Source organism: Paraburkholderia phytofirmans PsJN (assembly GCF_000020125.1).
In the GTDB taxonomy this organism is placed as follows: Bacteria; Pseudomonadota; Gammaproteobacteria; order Burkholderiales; family Burkholderiaceae; genus Paraburkholderia; species Paraburkholderia phytofirmans.
Map to the genome: position 1 here is coordinate 3,397,972 of NC_010681.1, position 15,413 is coordinate 3,413,384.

Genomic DNA, 15,413 nt, shown 5'->3' on the forward strand with positions numbered 1-15,413 from the left:
TTATGTCCAGCCACAGGTGCGACGCCACATCGGGCACCGCGCCGACCCTCCAGCAAGCGGCATTTTGCCGTCCGTCCCGCGCCCTATATACTCAGGGTTTATCCTCGAGCGCCCGCTCACCGCTCTCTTCGAGGCAGCTTCCGCCATGACCAACGCCGATCCCCACGAACTGCAGAAATTTAGCGATCTCGCGCATCGTTGGTGGGACCCGAATGCCGAATTCAAGCCCTTGCATGAGCTCAATCCGATTCGCCTGAAGTGGATCGATGCGCACGCGCATCTCGCGGGCAAGACGGTGCTGGATATCGGCTGCGGCGGCGGCATTCTGTCCGAGTCCATGGCCGGTTTGGGCGCGCATGTGAAGGGCATCGACCTGTCGACCCAAGCTTTGGGCGTGGCCGATCTTCACAGCCTTGAAAGTGGTGTAACCGTCGATTACGAAGAAATCGCCGCCGAGGCGCTCGCCGCCCGCGAACCCGCGAAGTACGACGTCGTGACCTGCATGGAAATGCTCGAGCACGTGCCTCAACCTGCCGCCATCGTCGAGGCGTGCAAGACGCTGGTGAAACCCGGCGGCTGGGTGTTCTTTTCCACCCTGAACCGCAACGTGAAGTCATACCTGTTCGCCGTGATCGGCGCCGAATACATCGCGCGCATGCTGCCCAAAGGCACGCACGATTACGCGCGCTTCATTCGCCCGTCGGAACTGGCGAGCTTCGTGCGCGCCGCCGACCTGCGCACGGCCGATATCAAAGGCATCGTGTACAACCCGCTCAGCAAGCATTTCATGCTGTCCGCCGACACGAGCGTGAACTACATGCTCGCTTGCCGCCGCGACGTTTGATCCGCCCCGACCTGCCGGACCTATCGAACCAATGAGCGATCCCACGCCCCTGCCCCAACGCGAAGACAACGAAGATGCACTCGGTCTTTGCCACGCCGTCCTGTTCGACCTCGACGGCACGCTAGCCGACACGGCGCCCGACCTCGCGGCGGCCGTCAACAAGATGCGCCACGATCGCGGGCTCGAGATGGTACCGCTCGAAGATCTGCGCCCGCTTGCGTCCGCGGGCGCGCGCGGGCTGATTGGCGGCGCGTTCGGAATCGGCCCCGATAGCCACGAGTTCGCGTCGATGCGCGAGGAGTTCCTCGCCAACTATGAGGCGGACCTGTGCATCGAGACCACGCTGTTTCCAGGCATCCCCGAGATACTCGACGAGCTGGACGCACGCGGTGTGCGCTGGGGCATCGTCACGAACAAAGTGGCGCGGCTTACCGAGCCGCTGATCGCACAACTCGGCCTTGAAGAGCGCGCAGGTTGCGTCGTGAGCGGCGACACTACGCCGCATTCGAAACCGCACCCAGCGCCATTGCTGCACGCGGCGCGCGAACTGGACGTGATGCCGGAGCGCATCGTCTACGTCGGCGACGATTTGCGCGACGTGCAGGCTGGTTTCGCCGCCGGCATGAAGACGGTCGCGGCGGCGTACGGCTACTGCGGCAACGACATCCCGCCGACGCAATGGCATGCGCAACACGTCGTCCAATCGCCGGCGGAGTTGCAGAGGCTGCTGCGCGACCTCGGCTGAAGCGCAGGCGGCAAAAGCCGAGCCCCCGCGCCGGCCGCGCCAATGAGTCAGGACGTGGCCGTCGATCTATTGTAAAATCTCCGTCTGGCTCAGAAGTTTGAGCAACGAACCGCGGGGGCGACCTGGTTTCGACAGGGGTTGCGAAGCGGCTAGGGCATGTCGAGGCCCCGTCACCTCGTAAATCAGCGGGAAAAACGTAACTGCAAACGACGAAACGTTCGCACTGGCAGCCTAAGGGCCGCCGTCCTCTGCCTAGTTCACTGACGGGCTAGAGTCGCAAGACCGGTAGCAATACCGACAGAGGTCATATACGTCAGTTAAGCCTTGGTGGTGTCACGACATCCGGGTCGAAAACCTAGTGAATCGCCGTAGTGAAGCGTGTTCGTCCGCGTCACTATGGTTAAATCAAAAGACAGAACTACACATGTAGAACTAGTCGTAGAGTGCTTCTGGACGCGGGTTCGATTCCCGCCGCCTCCACCAATACATCATCCCGATTCCTCGCAGGATGTCCCAAGAACCCCGCCAGCTAACGCTTCGCGGGGTTTTGCTTTTCCTGGCTCGCCTGTAATCGTCCTGACTAATCCGGAGGGTGCTGGAGGTATTTCCGGGAGTACAGATCGTCTTCCTTTGCCCCGATACCCCCAAGCAGCCAGAACATGCCCAGATCGGGTTGACTATGCCGCTACCAGACGCGGAAATTCGCGGACCCCCACCTTGCGAGAAGCCGGACAAGCTCGCCGATGGCGGCGGTATCTACCTAGGTGCGCCCCAACGGCGCGCGCTATTGGCGGCTTAATACAGGTTTGCCAGCAAGGAAAAGCTGCTGGCGCTTTGGCGTCTACCCAACGGTCAGTTTGAAAGACGTGCGCGAGAAGCGGCGAAAAAAGAGCTGTCCAAGGGCGTTAACCCCGGCGAGGCAAGGAAGGCCGCGATCAATTCCGAAAAATTCTTCGAAGCAGTTGCGCGCGAATGCCATGCGAAATTTACGGTGGACCAATCGAAGTCGCACGCGGATCGAAATTTGAGGAGGCTTGAGGTGCACGTCTTCCCGTACGTTGGTGACCGCCCCACAACGTTGATAGAGCTGGCCGAAGTACTCGACGTACTTCAGCACGTCGAGAAAAAAGGAACAATCGAAACTGCTCACCGCGTCCGGTCGCGCGTCGGGCAATCTTCGTAGACTCGGAACAAAAGCACAGCTTTGCCGTCCGACGTCGCTGCTTTTTCATCAAATTAACGCGGGGATATCGCACTAACCTGCCTTGACCAGTTGCGCGCCCTTGCAGGGCTGCTGAGTCTTAAGGATGTGGCCGAGGAGTTTGCCGGTCTGCCATTGCAGGGACAGCCGTCGATCTTTGGCTTGTTCGAGGATGGCCTTGGCGACGTGCGCGCAGTATTAGCTCGCGACAGGTAGCCGCACATTCGCGACGCCGTAGTGACCTGAAGCCGACCGTTATGGTCGGCTTTTTTTGTTGACAGCATCGCAAGAGTGCTACGCATCCCTGAATTCATGCCTGATAAATATTCCATTGCGGCACGAGCGGGCAAAGCACTGTGTCACGTCAACAAACAGCAGCCCGTCATCTGTTTTCAGAGTTGTCCGATATGGCTGTCGGCCAATCATGCGGGGTAATGCCTTGCCGTGTCAGCGTGTCGGTTTCCGCGCGATGCGGCGGAGTGACTTAATCAGGACAGGAGACTTGAAAATGCCGGATCAGCAGAAAAACGAAGCGATATATGACCAACAGGTCCACGCCGCCGCGTGCGTGAGGCTCGACGGCTATCCGTATCTGATCGAGACACCAGACGGCCAGATGCACGCGGGACGCCTCGATGCATATGGACAGCTATCGCGCATTGATGCCCGCGAGAGTAGCGACGACTACACGGTGTATTGGGGCGATAAGGCGCGCGCACGCGATGACATGGCGCGCGTCGAGTACCACATGGAACAGGCCACGGAATCATGATGCGTCGAATCGCCGTAGTCGGTGACAGGCTGGAACGCGGTGGCGAGATACTGCCCTATGCAGGTCCGCTCTTTACTATGGGTGATGCGGGTCGCCAGGTCGCCCTCATCGGAGGAACGGCTTATTGCGAAGCCAAGAGCGCCGGCACGATTGCGAAGGCCGGCGGCCCCCGGCGTATTGACTTCATGGGCGAAACCGCCGCCGACCGCGATATCGTCCTTTGCAAATGCCCGTCGCCACCGCATATTCTCGCCACACTTTCCGGCGAGTCGTGGTGTGACGACATGGCCGAATCATTGGGTGAGGTTGCGTCGAGCCGAACCGTCAGCGGCGGCGTCGCTTCAGTCGCAATTGGCGCATACGACGAGCAGATCACAGCGACCGGGCGCGGAGCATCCGCAGGCTATCCGTATTTCATCGAAACAGCGCACGGGCGGACTCTCTCGGGGCGATTGGATCACGGCGGCCACCTGCCGCGCGTCCACTCTGATGCCGCCGACGATTACACCGTTCATTGGGGCGATGCAGCCCTTGCAAAACAGGAAGTCTGAATAATGCCGAACAAGAGGACAATAGTCAGGACTAACTCGACGCCTAACTCCATTAAGGAAGTGCAGTTGAACGCTGTTACCTTTGCCGAGTTGTGGGCAGCATATCCGTCGGGAAATCCGTATGATAATTCTGTATACAAGGATCAATGCACGATTCGCATGAGCGTTACTTTCCATCGCGTCGGCATTGAAATGAAGTCGTTTTCTTCGAGACTGGTGCGTCCACTATCGAGCCAATCTACGATTGGGCGAATCATCCTTGATGGCAAACCAACGGCAACTCGTGCAGATGAGCTTGGTGAATGGTTGAAGCTGCGCCCTCTTGCCGGTCTGCCGAACGCCGAGGACATTACCGGGCAAGAATGGGAATCGAAGGTCAAAGGGCGAACTGGCATCATTCAGTTCTCGCGCTATTGGACGCGGGACGGTGAAAGCGCAGCAGACGCAAGCGGCGGACACATTGACCTATGGAACGGTTCTCGATTGACGATCAGCGGCCCAGTAGACTCCGTTGCAACGGTCGGGCGAATGTTTGGGATGAACTCCCTCTTCGCAGGTACTTCGTTCGGCTTCTCTGATTTACGCAGTTCAAAAGAAACCCTTTTTTGGGAGATCAAGTGAAACGGTTCGTCGTTAGCCTTGGAGGAATTGGATACGGACTCGTTATTACATGGGCTTGCCTGACTACACTGAGCAGATTCGACTGGTTTCGCGATACACACATGGTTGTGCACGGCTGCCACGAACTGGGCAAATGCGTATTTCCTTGGTACAACTGGCTCATTCTGTACCTGCTCATATTCGGCCCCGCCACTTTAGCGGCTGGTGTCAATGCTTACGCATGGCAGCGATGGCCGGTGAGGCGGTGGACATACTGCACAGGCGGCGCGACGATTCTGTGCGTGGCGCTCTATTTTGTCAGTGCGGTTATTCTAGAGAGTTAGCGAAAAGCCCCGCTTCAGCGGGGTTTTTTATTGATGCTAGCACAACAACTACAACGGCAAGACGAGCTGTGCCCACGCTTCCATCACCGGGCGGCGCTGTTCTATCAAATCGGTTCGGTGACAAGCCGCTTCAACCTTGTTCGAGATTGTATGGGCGAGCACCCGCTCGGCAAGGTCGCGCGCGTAGCCATTTCGCCAGCGCAATCCCGAAACGAACTTCTAAACCCTTGCGCGGTTGCCACGCGCCCTGCCGTATCGCTTTTTGCATTCATGCGGCGCAGGAATGACGTGAGCAACATGTCACTCACGACCCTTCCTGCGCGGCGAAGGGAATACGAGCGTCTCAGGCAGCTTCTGTTCCTTCAGCTTTTTGACGAGTACGAGCGCCGGGGCTGACAGCGCCAGGCGGTGCGCCTGCTTCGCTTTCATTCGTTCGCCTGAAATGGGTCCACACGCCTTCTTCCAGGTCGAACTCATTCCACGCCGCACCGCACACTTCACCGCCGCACGCCGTTCGCGTGCATCTGCAATGGGCGTTTCGGGCAGGGTCCAAGGCCCGCATCGCGCCGCTTTCCTGTAGCCGGACGGGTGAATCGCAAAGTCCATTTGCTGCCGGTTTTGTGGGCGTAAGCATGAGCCCCGTTACCTTGCCTTCAAAAACCGGTCTGTCGCCGGGCCGCAATGCTCTGCGCCTGCCTATCAAAGAGTGCCATATCAGTCCATCATTCAGCCCATCGCGAAGCGGCTGATAGTGCGGGATCAATACAGCTGCTTGCGGGTTTTTTCTTATCCCTCGCGTCCTTCCCGCAGCGCGCTTTAGCGCACTATCCTTTTCCTATCTCATCCACGCGCCGTTCCCTGACGGATCCAATTCCGATCGTCTCGCGAAGAAACGATTGGAATAAACGCATCTGCTCAGTCGTTTGATCCTCACGCGCGCACGCCGTGCCTCGCGTGAGACCAACACCAAAATCAGGAGCCGACATCATGCGCAAGACTCTCTTCTGCCTCGCCCTTCTCGCCCTCCAACAAAGCGCTTTCGCCGAAGCACCGAAAATCGTCGACGGGCGTTTCGTTAGTGCAGACGGCATGACGCTCTACACCTTCGACAAGGACACCACGCCCGGCGTGAGCGCCTGCACCGGCGGCTGCATGAACTACTGGCCCGCGGCCACGGCGAGCGCGTCAGACAAACCGTCCGGCGACTGGACCGTGATCACTGGCGCAGACGGCAAGCCGCAATGGGCGTACAAGGGCCATCCGCTCTATCGCTACGCAGCGGACAAGCAGGCGGGAGACATGAAGGGAGAAGGCTTCAAGGACATGTGGCACACGGCAAAACCTTAAGCGCGCGCCGCGAGCCTACGACAACTAAGCCAGACTGAACCTGGGAGCCAAACGGAAGACGCCGGCAGAACGCCGGCGTCGCACCAACAACGGACACGCGCGTCCGCTTATTCGTCTTTAGGACACTGCAGATTGCAGCCATTCGGATCGCCCAGATCGCCGCGCTTGCGCATGGCCGATTTTTTGCCAGTCTGGTATTTGCCCGAAGGAGTAGACGCCGCAAACGGCATTTGCGGATGCTCGGCGAGACGGAACTGATCTTGCAGAATGCCGCCCGGAACACCCGGCGAATTCTGCGCGAAAGCAACCGATGCGGTCGCGAGGAGCACACCAGCCGTCGCAACGGCAGCACATGCGTGAAGAATGACTTTCATAAGGATCGGCGCGACGTAACGCGCGGTTTAGGCGGAAGCGGAAGCTTAGAGAGTATCCCAAACGGACGCCACTCGCAGCGCCAGATACACGCAAATGTTTACGGCCGCTTACGCCACCGCTTCGCCCAAGCCCTCTTCGAGATCGACTACCTTGCCGCAGTCTTGCGGGTCATAGCCTTCGAGCTGGTCGACGCTACGGCGAAACGCGCTGCCGCGCAGCAATCCGAGCACCGTCGCCAGCGGCATACGTTCGAGGCGCGCGCGGTCGCAGGCGAAATAATAGTCTTCGTCGACAATCGGGATGAAGTCCAGACCGAAGTGGTGCGCCGCGGGCTCCACGCCAAAACCCACATCCGCCATGCCGCTCGCGACGAACGCCGCAATCGCCGAATGCGTGAGTTCGGCCGACGCATAGCCATTGACCCGATCCGGATCGACTCCGACTTTCCGTAGCGCGAGATCGAGCAACATACGGGTGCCGGAACCAGGCTGTCGATTCACGAACCGAATATCGTCGCGCGCGAGATCGCCCAAGCCGGCAATTCCCTTGGGATTGCCCTTGCCAAGAAAAAGCCCTTGCTTGCGTCGCGTGAGATGTACGAGCACGTGACGCTGCGGATCGAGCCAGCGCCGATACGCATCGGCACACACCGAGCGAAACTCGCCGAGCGGCAAATGGAAGCCGGCCAGATCGCATTCGCCGCGCGCAAGCGCGCTGACGGCGTCCACGCTGTCGCGATACTTGATGTCGACCGGCAAATCGTCGGCGACCAGCGCCGTCACGAGCGCGGCCACCGCATAGCCGTGCGACGCGAAGATGCGCACGTCGTCGGCGGGCGGCGCGAGCCAGCGGTTCAGATCGCTCGCCACTTCGCTGGCGAGTGCCTGCATGTTGCCGTCGAGTCGCTCGCCGCACAGACGCTGCGCGCGCAACACCGCCTGCCCGAGTTCGGAGAGCACCGAGCCGCGGCCACGCTCCTTTGCGATCAGCGGCCCGCCTAGACGCTCTTCGATACTGCGCAGCAAACCCCATGCATGACGGTAGGACAAACCCTTAAGCGTCGCCGCCTGCGCGATGCTGCCGGATTCGTTCACCAGTGCAAGGAGCGGCACCACGTCCGACAGGCTTGCCTCCCGGCCGTCCGGGCCCTTCACAACCAGTTGCACCTGACACTCGATTCTGACCATATATGTTTAACTCTTTCCTATTGCATCGGCCGAAATGCCCGCCTATTGTTCGGCTATCCCATATCGAATAAACGAAGCATAAGTGCACGCATTATGAATAACAAGTGCATATATGACTTTGGAGGAGCCCCCACTTGGACGATTCCCTCGCCATCGCGCCGGATCAACTCGTTGAGCGTCACGCGCAACCGGGCGTGTCGCTGCTAGCGGTCTTGCACGCGATCCAGGACGAAGTTGGTTACGTGCCACCCGCCGCGGTCGCGCCGCTCGCGCGCGCCATGAATCTGTCGCGCGCGGAAGTGCACGGCGTCATCACCTACTACCACCACTTCCGCACGCAGCCGCCCGCGCCCGTCACGGTGCAACTGTGCCGCGCGGAAGCCTGCCGCAGCATGGGCACCGAAGCGCTCGCGCAACATATCGAGGCGCACACGGGTTGCCGCTTCGACGGCGAACATCAGCACGGCGCGACGGTGGAACTGGAATCGGTGTACTGCCTCGGCCAATGCGCGTTGTCGCCGGCGCTGATGCTCAACGGCACGCTGCACGCCAGAGTCACGCCGCAAAAGTTCGACGCGATCTTCGCGGCCGCCAGCAAGTGCGTGGAGGTGACGGCATGACGCGCATCTACGTTCCCCGCGATTCGTCGGCGTTGGCGCTGGGCGCTGACGCGCTCGCACAGGCAATTGAAAACGAAGCAGCACGCCGTGGCCTCGCCATCGAACTGGTTCGTAACGGTTCGCGCGGCTTGCTGTGGCTCGAACCGCTCGTTGAAGTTCAGACCTCTGAAGGCCGCATCGGCTATGCGAATATCGAAGCCGGCGATGTCTCGGCGCTGTTCGACGCCGGCTTCCTTGAAGGGGGCGCGCACGCAAACCGCGTCGGCGTGGTCGACGCGATTCCGTATCTGAAGAAGCAGCAGCGCCTGACGTTCGCCCGGATCGGCATTACAGACCCGCTTTCCATCGACGACTACGTCGCCCACGGCGGCCTCGAAGGCTTGCGCAACGCTTTGCAAACCGACGGCGACGCCGCCTGCGAAGCCTTGATCGAATCCGGCCTGCGCGGCCGCGGCGGCGCGGCCTTCCCCGCCGGCATCAAATGGCGCACGGTGCGCGGCGCCAAGGCGGCGCAGAAGTACATCGTCTGCAACGCGGACGAAGGCGATTCCGGCACATTCTCCGATCGCCTCGTGATGGAAAGCGATCCGTACGTGCTGATCGAAGGCATGATCATCGCGGGTGTCGTGACCGGCGCGACGGTCGGCCATATCTACGTGCGCAGCGAGTATCCGCATTCGATCGCCACGCTCGAAGCCGCCATCGCCAAAGCGCGCGCCGCCGGCTGGCTCGGCGACCGCGTGCTCGGCTCGGCACATCGCTTCGAACTGTTCGTCGCGAAAGGCGCCGGCGCTTACGTATGCGGCGAGGAAACGGCGCTGCTCGAATCGCTCGAAGGTAAGCGCGGCATCGTGCGCGCCAAGCCGCCGGTGCCGGCGCTCGTCGGCCTGTTCGGCCAGCCGACCGTGATCAACAACGTCATCACGCTCGCCACGGTGCCGATCATCTTCGCGCGCGGCGCGGCGTTCTACAAAGACTTCGGCATGGGCCGCTCGCGCGGCACGCTGCCGTTCCAACTCGCGGGCAATGTGAAGCAAGGCGGCCTGGTCGAACTCGCGTTCGGCGTGACGCTGCGCGAATTGCTGTACGACTACGGCGGCGGCACGGCGAGTGGCCGGCCGGCGCGCGCGGTACAAGTGGGCGGCCCGCTGGGCACGTATCTGCCGGAAAGCCAATGGGACATTCCCATGGACTACGAGGCGTACGCGGCAGTCGGCGCGGTGGTGGGTCACGGCGGCCTCGTCGTGCATGACGACACCTCGAATCTCGCCGAACTCGCGCAGTACGCCATGCACTTTTGCGCGCTCGAATCGTGCGGCAAATGCACGCCGTGCCGGATCGGCTCGACGCGCGGCGTCGAAGTGATCGGACGGATTCGCAACGGCGACACGTCCACACGACAAGTGCAGTTGCTGCGCGATCTGTGCGACACGATGGTGTCCGGTTCGCTGTGCGCGATGGGCGGCATGACCCCGTTCCCGGTGTTGTCCGCGCTCGATCATTTCCCCGAAGACTTCGGTCTCGCCGACGTATCTCATCACACGCCGAAAGCGGCCTGACCCAGGAGCCCACCATGTCCGACGTGCTCAACTCTCCCACTGGCGGCTGCGGTTCCGGCAACTGCGCGTGTAAATCGCAGGCGCAGCAACAGCGCGCGCCCCGCTCCTTCTTCGACGACACCGATTTCGGCACGCCCGAGCGTCACGCCGATATCGACATCACGCTGGAAATCGACGGCCAGTCCGTCACCGTTCCCGCCGGCACCTCAGTCATGCGCGCCGCCGTCGAAGCGGGCGTCAACGTACCGAAGCTCTGCGCAACCGATTCGCTGGAACCGTTCGGCTCGTGCCGTTTGTGTCTGGTGGAAATCGAAGGCAAGCGCGGTTATCCCGCTTCGTGCACGACGCCGGTCGAAGCCGGCATGAAAGTCCGCACGCAAACCGATCGTCTGCAGTCGTTGCGCCGCAATGTGATGGAGTTGTATATCTCCGATCACCCGCTCGACTGCCTCACCTGCCCCGCCAACGGCGACTGTGAACTGCAGGACATGGCGGGCGTAACGGGTTTGCGCGAAGTGCGCTACGGCTTCGACGGCGCGAATCACCTGAAGGACAAGAAAGACGAGTCGAATCCGTACTTCACCTACGACGCGTCCAAGTGCATCGTCTGCAATCGCTGCGTGCGCGCGTGTGAGGAAACGCAAGGCACATTCGCGCTGACCATCGCCGGACGTGGTTTCGAATCGCGCGTGGCGGCCAGCGAAAACGTGCCGTTCATGGAATCGGAATGCGTGTCGTGCGGCGCGTGCGTGGCCGCGTGCCCGACCGCTACCTTGCAGGAAAAGACCGTCATCATGCTCGGTCAGGCCGAGCATTCGGTCGTCACCACCTGCGCGTATTGCGGCGTCGGCTGCTCGTTCAAGGCGGAGATGAAGGGCAACGAGGTCGTGCGGATGGTGCCGCACAAGAACGGCCAGGCCAATGAAGGCCACGCCTGCGTGAAGGGCCGCTTTGCCTGGGGCTACGCGACGCACAAGGACCGCATCACCAAGCCGATGATTCGCGCGAAGATCACCGATCCGTGGCGCGAAGTCAGTTGGGAAGAAGCGCTCACGTATGCGGCCTCGGAATTCCGCCGCATTCAGGCCAAGCATGGGCGCGATTCGATCGGCGGCATTACGTCGTCGCGTTGCACGAACGAAGAAACGTACCTGGTGCAAAAGCTCGTGCGCGCGGCGTTCGGCAACAACAACGTCGACACCTGCGCGCGCGTTTGCCACTCGCCGACTGGCTATGGACTGAAGACCACGCTCGGCGAATCGGCGGGCACGCAGACTTTTGCGTCCGTGGATAAGGCCGACGTGATTATGGTGATCGGCGCGAATCCGACCGACGGCCATCCGGTGTTCGGCTCGCGTCTGAAGCGGCGTGTGCGTGAAGGCGCGAAGCTGATCGTCGTGGATCCGCGGCGCATCGATATCGTCGATACGCCGCACGTGAAGGCCTCGCATCATCTGCAATTGCGGCCGGGCACCAACGTGGCCGTCGTGAATGCGCTGGCGCACGTGATCGTCACCGAAGGCCTCGTCAATGAAGCGTTCGTCGCCGAGCGCTGCGAAACGCGCGCGTTCGAGCAGTGGCGCGATTTCGTCGCGCTGCCGGAGAACGCACCCGAGGCAACCGAGGCTGTGACCGGCGTGCCGGCTCAATTCGTGCGCGAAGCCGCCCGCATCTATGCGACCGGCGGCAACGCCGCGATCTACTACGGCCTCGGCGTCACCGAACACGCGCAAGGTTCGACGATGGTGATGGGCATCGCCAACCTCGCGATGGCGACGGGTAACATCGGTCGCGAAGGCGTGGGCGTGAATCCGCTGCGCGGCCAGAACAACGTGCAGGGCTCGTGCGACATGGGCTCGTTCCCGCACGAACTGCCGGGCTATCGCCACATCAGCGACACGGTCACGCGCACGCTGTTCGAAGACGCCTGGAACGTCACGCTGCAACCGGAACCGGGCCTGCGCATTCCGAACATGTTCGACGCCGCCGTGCACGGCACCTTCAAGGGGCTGTACTGCCAGGGCGAAGACATCGTGCAGTCGGATCCGAATACGCATCACGTATCGGCCGCGTTGTCGTCGATGGAATGCATCGTCGTGCAGGATATTTTCCTGAACGAGACTGCCAAGTATGCGCACGTGTTGCTGCCGGGTTCGTCGTTCCTCGAAAAGGACGGTACGTTCACCAACGCGGAACGCCGCATTTCGCGCGTACGCAAGGTCATGCCGCCGGTGCCGGGTTACGCCGACTGGGAAGTCACGGTGATGCTCTCGCGCGCGCTCGGCTATGAAATGGACTACACGCACCCGTCGCAGATCATGGACGAGATCGCGCGTCTCACGCCCACTTTCCACGGCGTCTCGTACAAAAAGCTCGACGAGATGGGCAGCATTCAGTGGCCTTGCAACGAAGATGCACCGGACGGCACGCCGACCATGCACATCGACAGTTTCGTGCGCGGCAAGGGCAAGTTCGTGATCACCAAGTTCATCGCGACGCCCGAGAAAGTTACGCGCAAATTTCCGATGCTGCTCACTACGGGCCGTATCCTGTCGCAGTACAACGTGGGCGCGCAAACCCGCCGCACCGAGAACTCGCGCTGGCACGACGAGGACCGGCTGGAAATCCATCCGCATGACGCCGAAGAGCGCGGCATCAAGACCGACGACTGGGTCGGCATCGAATCGCGCGCGGGACAAACCGTGTTGCGCGCGAAGGTGACGGAGCGCATGCAACCGGGCGTCGTTTATACGACATTCCACTTTCCTGAGTCGGGCGCGAACGTGATCACCACCGATAGCTCGGACTGGGCGACCAACTGTCCGGAGTACAAGGTGACCGCGGTGCAGGTAATGCCGGTCGAACAGCCGTCGCAATGGCAGAAAGAGTATTCGCGTTTCAACACCGAACAGCTCGATCTGCTGAAGCAACGCGAGTTGGCCAACGCGACATCGGGCAAGTGAGGGCGGCCATGGACAATCAGAACCTGATCGACATGGCCAACCGGATCGGCGATTTTTTCGATTCGATGCCGGACCGCGAGGAAGCGCTCGCCGGCATCGCCGACCATATCCGCCGTTTCTGGGAGCCGCGTATGCGGCGCGCGTTGCTGGCTTCGCTCGATGAACCGGATGCGAGCGGCATCGAGATGTCGGCCATCGTCACGGAGGCGCTCGTTAAACACCGCGAGCAATTGACGCCGGCGGCGCCGGCGACAGTGTAGCCAGGCGCGGCGGCTGCGGCTGCGCAGCCTTGGCCGCTTGCTCGCGCGCGCAATCCAGGTCGCACCAGCGACCTCGCACCACTCACAGACCAGCTCAGCAGGCGGCCGTCACAAGGTCGCTTGCTCCTGTATCTCGCCATTCACCGTAAGCGAGTCAGCGGGTACCGCTGCGCTTTCCGCCTAAGCTCGGCAAGCGGCCCCGCATCACAACGCCGCCTGCTCCGGTAGCTCGCCATTCACCGTGAACCACGCTTCGCAATGCCGCAACAGACCGTGCAGATCGGAGCCGGTGCGTCCGCGCGCGCTGATGTAGCCGTCCGGGCGCACCAGATAAAACGACGGCCGCGTGCGTCCATACGATTCGGAAAGCGCCGGGCCGCCATCGCCGTTGGTATCCGTGATGCGCCAGATGCGCACTGCGCCCGGCAGCAAGCGCTCGACTTCGGCCGCCACCCGTTCCATTTCCGGGTCCGGCGGCGGCGCATGCTTCGCTGCGGGATCGAGTGGTGTTTCGTCGACGGGCAGCGGCGGCACCAGCAGGAACAGCGAGAAGAACGCCGGATCGTGCAGATCGAAAATGCAGCCGACGCCGGGCGCGCGGCCAAGCGGTCCGTCCACCACATGCACCAGCGCGTCGGGCGCGCGCTCGCCGGCGCGCGGGCCGCCGTCAAGCACGCGCTCGAGCGTCAGCGGACTGCGCCGGTACTGGATCGACAGTTCGCTGATCGTGGCGCGTGCGGCATCGCGCAGCGGACCCAGCGCGGCGAGCACCGGCATCACGCGTTCGCGCAACAGCCTGAGCGGTCCGTGATCGGCCTCGGCCATTTGGGTAATGAAGCCGGTCTGCCGCAGCACGTCACGTTCGATCGGATGACGTTCGGTGTGATAGGTGTCGAGCAGCCGATCCGGCGCCGCGCTCTTCATGACACGCGCCAGCTTCCAGCCGAGATTGAGCGCCTCCTGAATACCGGTGTTCATGCCTTGCGCGCCGGCCGGACTGTGCACATGCGCGGCGTCGCCCGCGAGAAAGATGCGGCCCACACGCAACCGGTCCACCATGCGGCTGTTCACATGGAAATACGCGGACCACGCCAGATCCGACACATCGACCCGCTCGCGCACGCGCCGCGCGATCAGCGCCTTGCATTCCTCGAGCGACGGCGCCGGCACCTTGTTCAACGGCGGTTCGCCCAACACCGCAGGCGTCGCGGCGGGCGCGAGCGCGGCAGGCTCGAGCGCATGATCCGCAATCAGGCGATGCCGGCCGTGGCCCATCGGAAAGAGCGCAACCAGACCTTCGCCTGACGCGAAGATATGAAACTCGTCTTCGGGCCAATCGGTTTCGGCGTGCAGATCGGCGAGCAGGAACGTCTGCTCGAAGGTCTTGCCTTCGAAGTTCAGACCCAGCCGGTGACGGATCGCGCTATGCGCGCCGTCGGCGGCGATCATGTACGACGGACGCATCGTCTCCGTGTGACCGTCCGCGCGGCGCAGCGTCGCCTGAATGCTGGCGGAGCCTTGCGCGAACATGGTCAGCTCGACGCCGCGCTCGACCGTCACGCCGAGCGTCGCGAGATGCTCCGCCAGCAAGCGCTCGGTCACGGACTGATCGAGAAACAGCAGATACGGATAGCGCGTGTGGAGTGGATCGAAATCGAGTTGCGCGAGACGCATGCCGTTCGAAAACAGATTGGCGATGCGCGCGCGATGGCCGAGTTCGAGAAACGGTTCGACTAGCCGATGCTGCTCGAGCAACTCGAGCGTGCGCGCCTGGATGCCGATGGCCCGCGAATACGGGTTCGGTTGCATGGCTTTGTCGATCAGACGCACGGGGATGTGGGCACGCGCCAGACTCATGGCCGCGGCGAGCCCGGTGGGGCCAGCACCGACGATCAGTACCGGCGACGCATCGTTTGCGGCAGCGTCCATGCGGAACTCCGGAAACAACAATGCGTTCTAGTGTACGCCCGGAGGAACTCGCCCTGAAGCGCCGCCGGCAAGCCGCTGACGGTGCGCTGCATCAATCATGCGATTGGCTTGCACTT

15 protein-coding genes and 1 other RNA gene are annotated in these 15,413 nt (G+C 62.0%); 12 read left to right on the forward strand and 4 right to left on the reverse strand.

Translation table 11 applies throughout. From position 1 onward, the window contains the following. The first annotated feature begins 145 nt into the window (after nucleotides 1-145). The 7 genes from ubiG to BPHYT_RS14965 all read left to right on the forward strand — a co-directional run bounded on the left by ubiG (nucleotide 146) and on the right by BPHYT_RS14965 (nucleotide 4,734). Complete coding sequence (gene ubiG, locus BPHYT_RS14940) at nucleotides 146-844, forward strand: bifunctional 2-polyprenyl-6-hydroxyphenol methylase/3-demethylubiquinol 3-O-methyltransferase UbiG (RefSeq protein WP_012433984.1); 699 nt, start codon at nucleotides 146-148, stop codon at nucleotides 842-844. Nucleotides 845-875: 31 nt separating this feature from the next. Next, a complete protein-coding gene (gene gph / locus BPHYT_RS14945) occupies nucleotides 876-1,589 on the forward strand; it encodes a phosphoglycolate phosphatase (RefSeq protein WP_012433985.1) in 714 nt (237 codons plus the stop codon). A gap of 113 nt (nucleotides 1,590-1,702) precedes the next feature. After that, nucleotides 1,703-2,072, forward strand: a transfer-messenger RNA (tmRNA) gene (gene ssrA, locus BPHYT_RS36915). A 508-nt stretch (nucleotides 2,073-2,580) separates the two neighbouring features. Beyond that, nucleotides 2,581-2,772: a phage integrase central domain-containing protein gene (locus BPHYT_RS39640; RefSeq protein WP_407669137.1), complete on the forward strand. Its 192-nt coding sequence runs from the start codon at nucleotides 2,581-2,583 to the stop codon at nucleotides 2,770-2,772. 526 nt (nucleotides 2,773-3,298) lie between these two features. Then, nucleotides 3,299-3,562, forward strand: a complete 264-nt coding sequence (locus BPHYT_RS36680) for a hypothetical protein (RefSeq protein WP_012433986.1) — start codon at nucleotides 3,299-3,301, stop codon at nucleotides 3,560-3,562. Beyond that, complete coding sequence (locus BPHYT_RS14960; protein ID WP_012433987.1) at nucleotides 3,559-4,113, forward strand: PAAR domain-containing protein; 555 nt, start codon at nucleotides 3,559-3,561, stop codon at nucleotides 4,111-4,113. Before BPHYT_RS36680 ends, BPHYT_RS14960 begins: the two co-directional genes overlap by 4 nt. 3 nt (nucleotides 4,114-4,116) lie before the next feature. Further along, entirely contained in the window at nucleotides 4,117-4,734 is a 618-nt protein-coding gene (locus tag BPHYT_RS14965; protein WP_012433988.1) for a type VI secretion system amidase effector protein Tae4, read from the forward strand. A 623-nt stretch (nucleotides 4,735-5,357) separates the two neighbouring features. On the opposite strand, the gene BPHYT_RS39450 is transcribed toward BPHYT_RS14965, so the two are convergent. Beyond that, nucleotides 5,358-5,486 (reverse strand): hypothetical protein, encoded by a 129-nt coding sequence (locus BPHYT_RS39450; protein ID WP_274378457.1) that lies wholly within the window; start codon nucleotides 5,484-5,486, stop codon nucleotides 5,358-5,360. Between the two features lie 558 nt (nucleotides 5,487-6,044). Here BPHYT_RS39450 and BPHYT_RS14970 point away from each other — a divergent pair. Beyond that, nucleotides 6,045-6,404: a COG4315 family predicted lipoprotein gene (locus BPHYT_RS14970; RefSeq protein WP_012433989.1), complete on the forward strand. Its 360-nt coding sequence runs from the start codon at nucleotides 6,045-6,047 to the stop codon at nucleotides 6,402-6,404. A 107-nt stretch (nucleotides 6,405-6,511) separates the two neighbouring features. Here BPHYT_RS14970 and BPHYT_RS14975 read toward each other — a convergent pair whose 3' ends face one another. Continuing rightward, nucleotides 6,512-6,778: a hypothetical protein gene (locus BPHYT_RS14975; RefSeq protein WP_012433990.1), complete on the reverse strand. Its 267-nt coding sequence runs from the start codon at nucleotides 6,776-6,778 to the stop codon at nucleotides 6,512-6,514. 108 nt (nucleotides 6,779-6,886) lie between these two features. Further along, nucleotides 6,887-7,966, reverse strand: coding sequence for a substrate-binding domain-containing protein (locus tag BPHYT_RS14980; protein WP_012433991.1), 1,080 nt, complete (start codon nucleotides 7,964-7,966; stop codon nucleotides 6,887-6,889). 134 nt (nucleotides 7,967-8,100) lie between these two features. On the opposite strand from BPHYT_RS14980, the gene BPHYT_RS14985 reads away from it, so the two are divergent. From BPHYT_RS14985 to BPHYT_RS15000, 4 genes are read left to right on the forward strand one after another with little or no spacing between them, the layout of a single operon-like run. After that, on the forward strand, nucleotides 8,101-8,586 hold the full coding sequence (locus tag BPHYT_RS14985) for an NAD(P)H-dependent oxidoreductase subunit E (RefSeq protein ID WP_012433992.1): 486 nt from the start codon (nucleotides 8,101-8,103) through the stop codon (nucleotides 8,584-8,586). Further along, entirely contained in the window at nucleotides 8,583-10,145 is a 1,563-nt protein-coding gene (locus tag BPHYT_RS14990; protein WP_012433993.1) for a formate dehydrogenase beta subunit, read from the forward strand. The genes BPHYT_RS14985 and BPHYT_RS14990 overlap by 4 nt, the downstream gene beginning before the upstream one ends. A 14-nt stretch (nucleotides 10,146-10,159) precedes the next feature. Further along, on the forward strand, nucleotides 10,160-13,108 hold the full coding sequence (fdhF, locus tag BPHYT_RS14995; protein ID WP_012433994.1) for a formate dehydrogenase subunit alpha: 2,949 nt from the start codon (nucleotides 10,160-10,162) through the stop codon (nucleotides 13,106-13,108). An 8-nt stretch (nucleotides 13,109-13,116) separates the two neighbouring features. Beyond that, nucleotides 13,117-13,368 carry a formate dehydrogenase subunit delta gene (locus tag BPHYT_RS15000; protein ID WP_012433995.1) on the forward strand — a complete coding sequence of 84 codons (252 nt, stop codon included), beginning with the start codon at nucleotides 13,117-13,119 and terminating at the stop codon, nucleotides 13,366-13,368. A gap of 204 nt (nucleotides 13,369-13,572) precedes the next feature. Here BPHYT_RS15000 and BPHYT_RS15005 read toward each other — a convergent pair whose 3' ends face one another. After that, a complete protein-coding gene (locus BPHYT_RS15005; protein WP_012433996.1) occupies nucleotides 13,573-15,297 on the reverse strand; it encodes an FAD-dependent monooxygenase in 1,725 nt (574 codons plus the stop codon). Nucleotides 15,298-15,413 lie beyond the last annotated feature (116 nt).

What these genes read in the sequence shown, in the direction of transcription:
- ubiG (WP_012433984.1), top strand. Translation starts at nt 146, where the DNA reads ATGACCAACGCCGATCCCCACGAACTGCAGAAATTTAGCGATCTCGCG.
- gph (WP_012433985.1), top strand. Translation starts at nt 876, where the DNA reads ATGAGCGATCCCACGCCCCTGCCCCAACGCGAAGACAACGAAGATGCA.
- BPHYT_RS36680 (WP_012433986.1), top strand. Translation starts at nt 3,299, where the DNA reads ATGCCGGATCAGCAGAAAAACGAAGCGATATATGACCAACAGGTCCAC.
- BPHYT_RS14960 (WP_012433987.1), top strand. Translation starts at nt 3,559, where the DNA reads ATGATGCGTCGAATCGCCGTAGTCGGTGACAGGCTGGAACGCGGTGGC.
- BPHYT_RS14965 (WP_012433988.1), top strand. Translation starts at nt 4,117, where the DNA reads ATGCCGAACAAGAGGACAATAGTCAGGACTAACTCGACGCCTAACTCC.
- BPHYT_RS39450 (WP_274378457.1), bottom strand. Translation starts at nt 5,486, where the DNA reads ATGAAAGCGAAGCAGGCGCACCGCCTGGCGCTGTCAGCCCCGGCGCTC.
- BPHYT_RS14970 (WP_012433989.1), top strand. Translation starts at nt 6,045, where the DNA reads ATGCGCAAGACTCTCTTCTGCCTCGCCCTTCTCGCCCTCCAACAAAGC.
- BPHYT_RS14975 (WP_012433990.1), bottom strand. Translation starts at nt 6,778, where the DNA reads ATGAAAGTCATTCTTCACGCATGTGCTGCCGTTGCGACGGCTGGTGTG.
- BPHYT_RS14980 (WP_012433991.1), bottom strand. Translation starts at nt 7,966, where the DNA reads ATGGTCAGAATCGAGTGTCAGGTGCAACTGGTTGTGAAGGGCCCGGAC.
- BPHYT_RS14990 (WP_012433993.1), top strand. Translation starts at nt 8,583, where the DNA reads ATGACGCGCATCTACGTTCCCCGCGATTCGTCGGCGTTGGCGCTGGGC.
- fdhF (WP_012433994.1), top strand. Translation starts at nt 10,160, where the DNA reads ATGTCCGACGTGCTCAACTCTCCCACTGGCGGCTGCGGTTCCGGCAAC.
- BPHYT_RS15000 (WP_012433995.1), top strand. Translation starts at nt 13,117, where the DNA reads ATGGACAATCAGAACCTGATCGACATGGCCAACCGGATCGGCGATTTT.
- BPHYT_RS15005 (WP_012433996.1), bottom strand. Translation starts at nt 15,297, where the DNA reads ATGGACGCTGCCGCAAACGATGCGTCGCCGGTACTGATCGTCGGTGCT.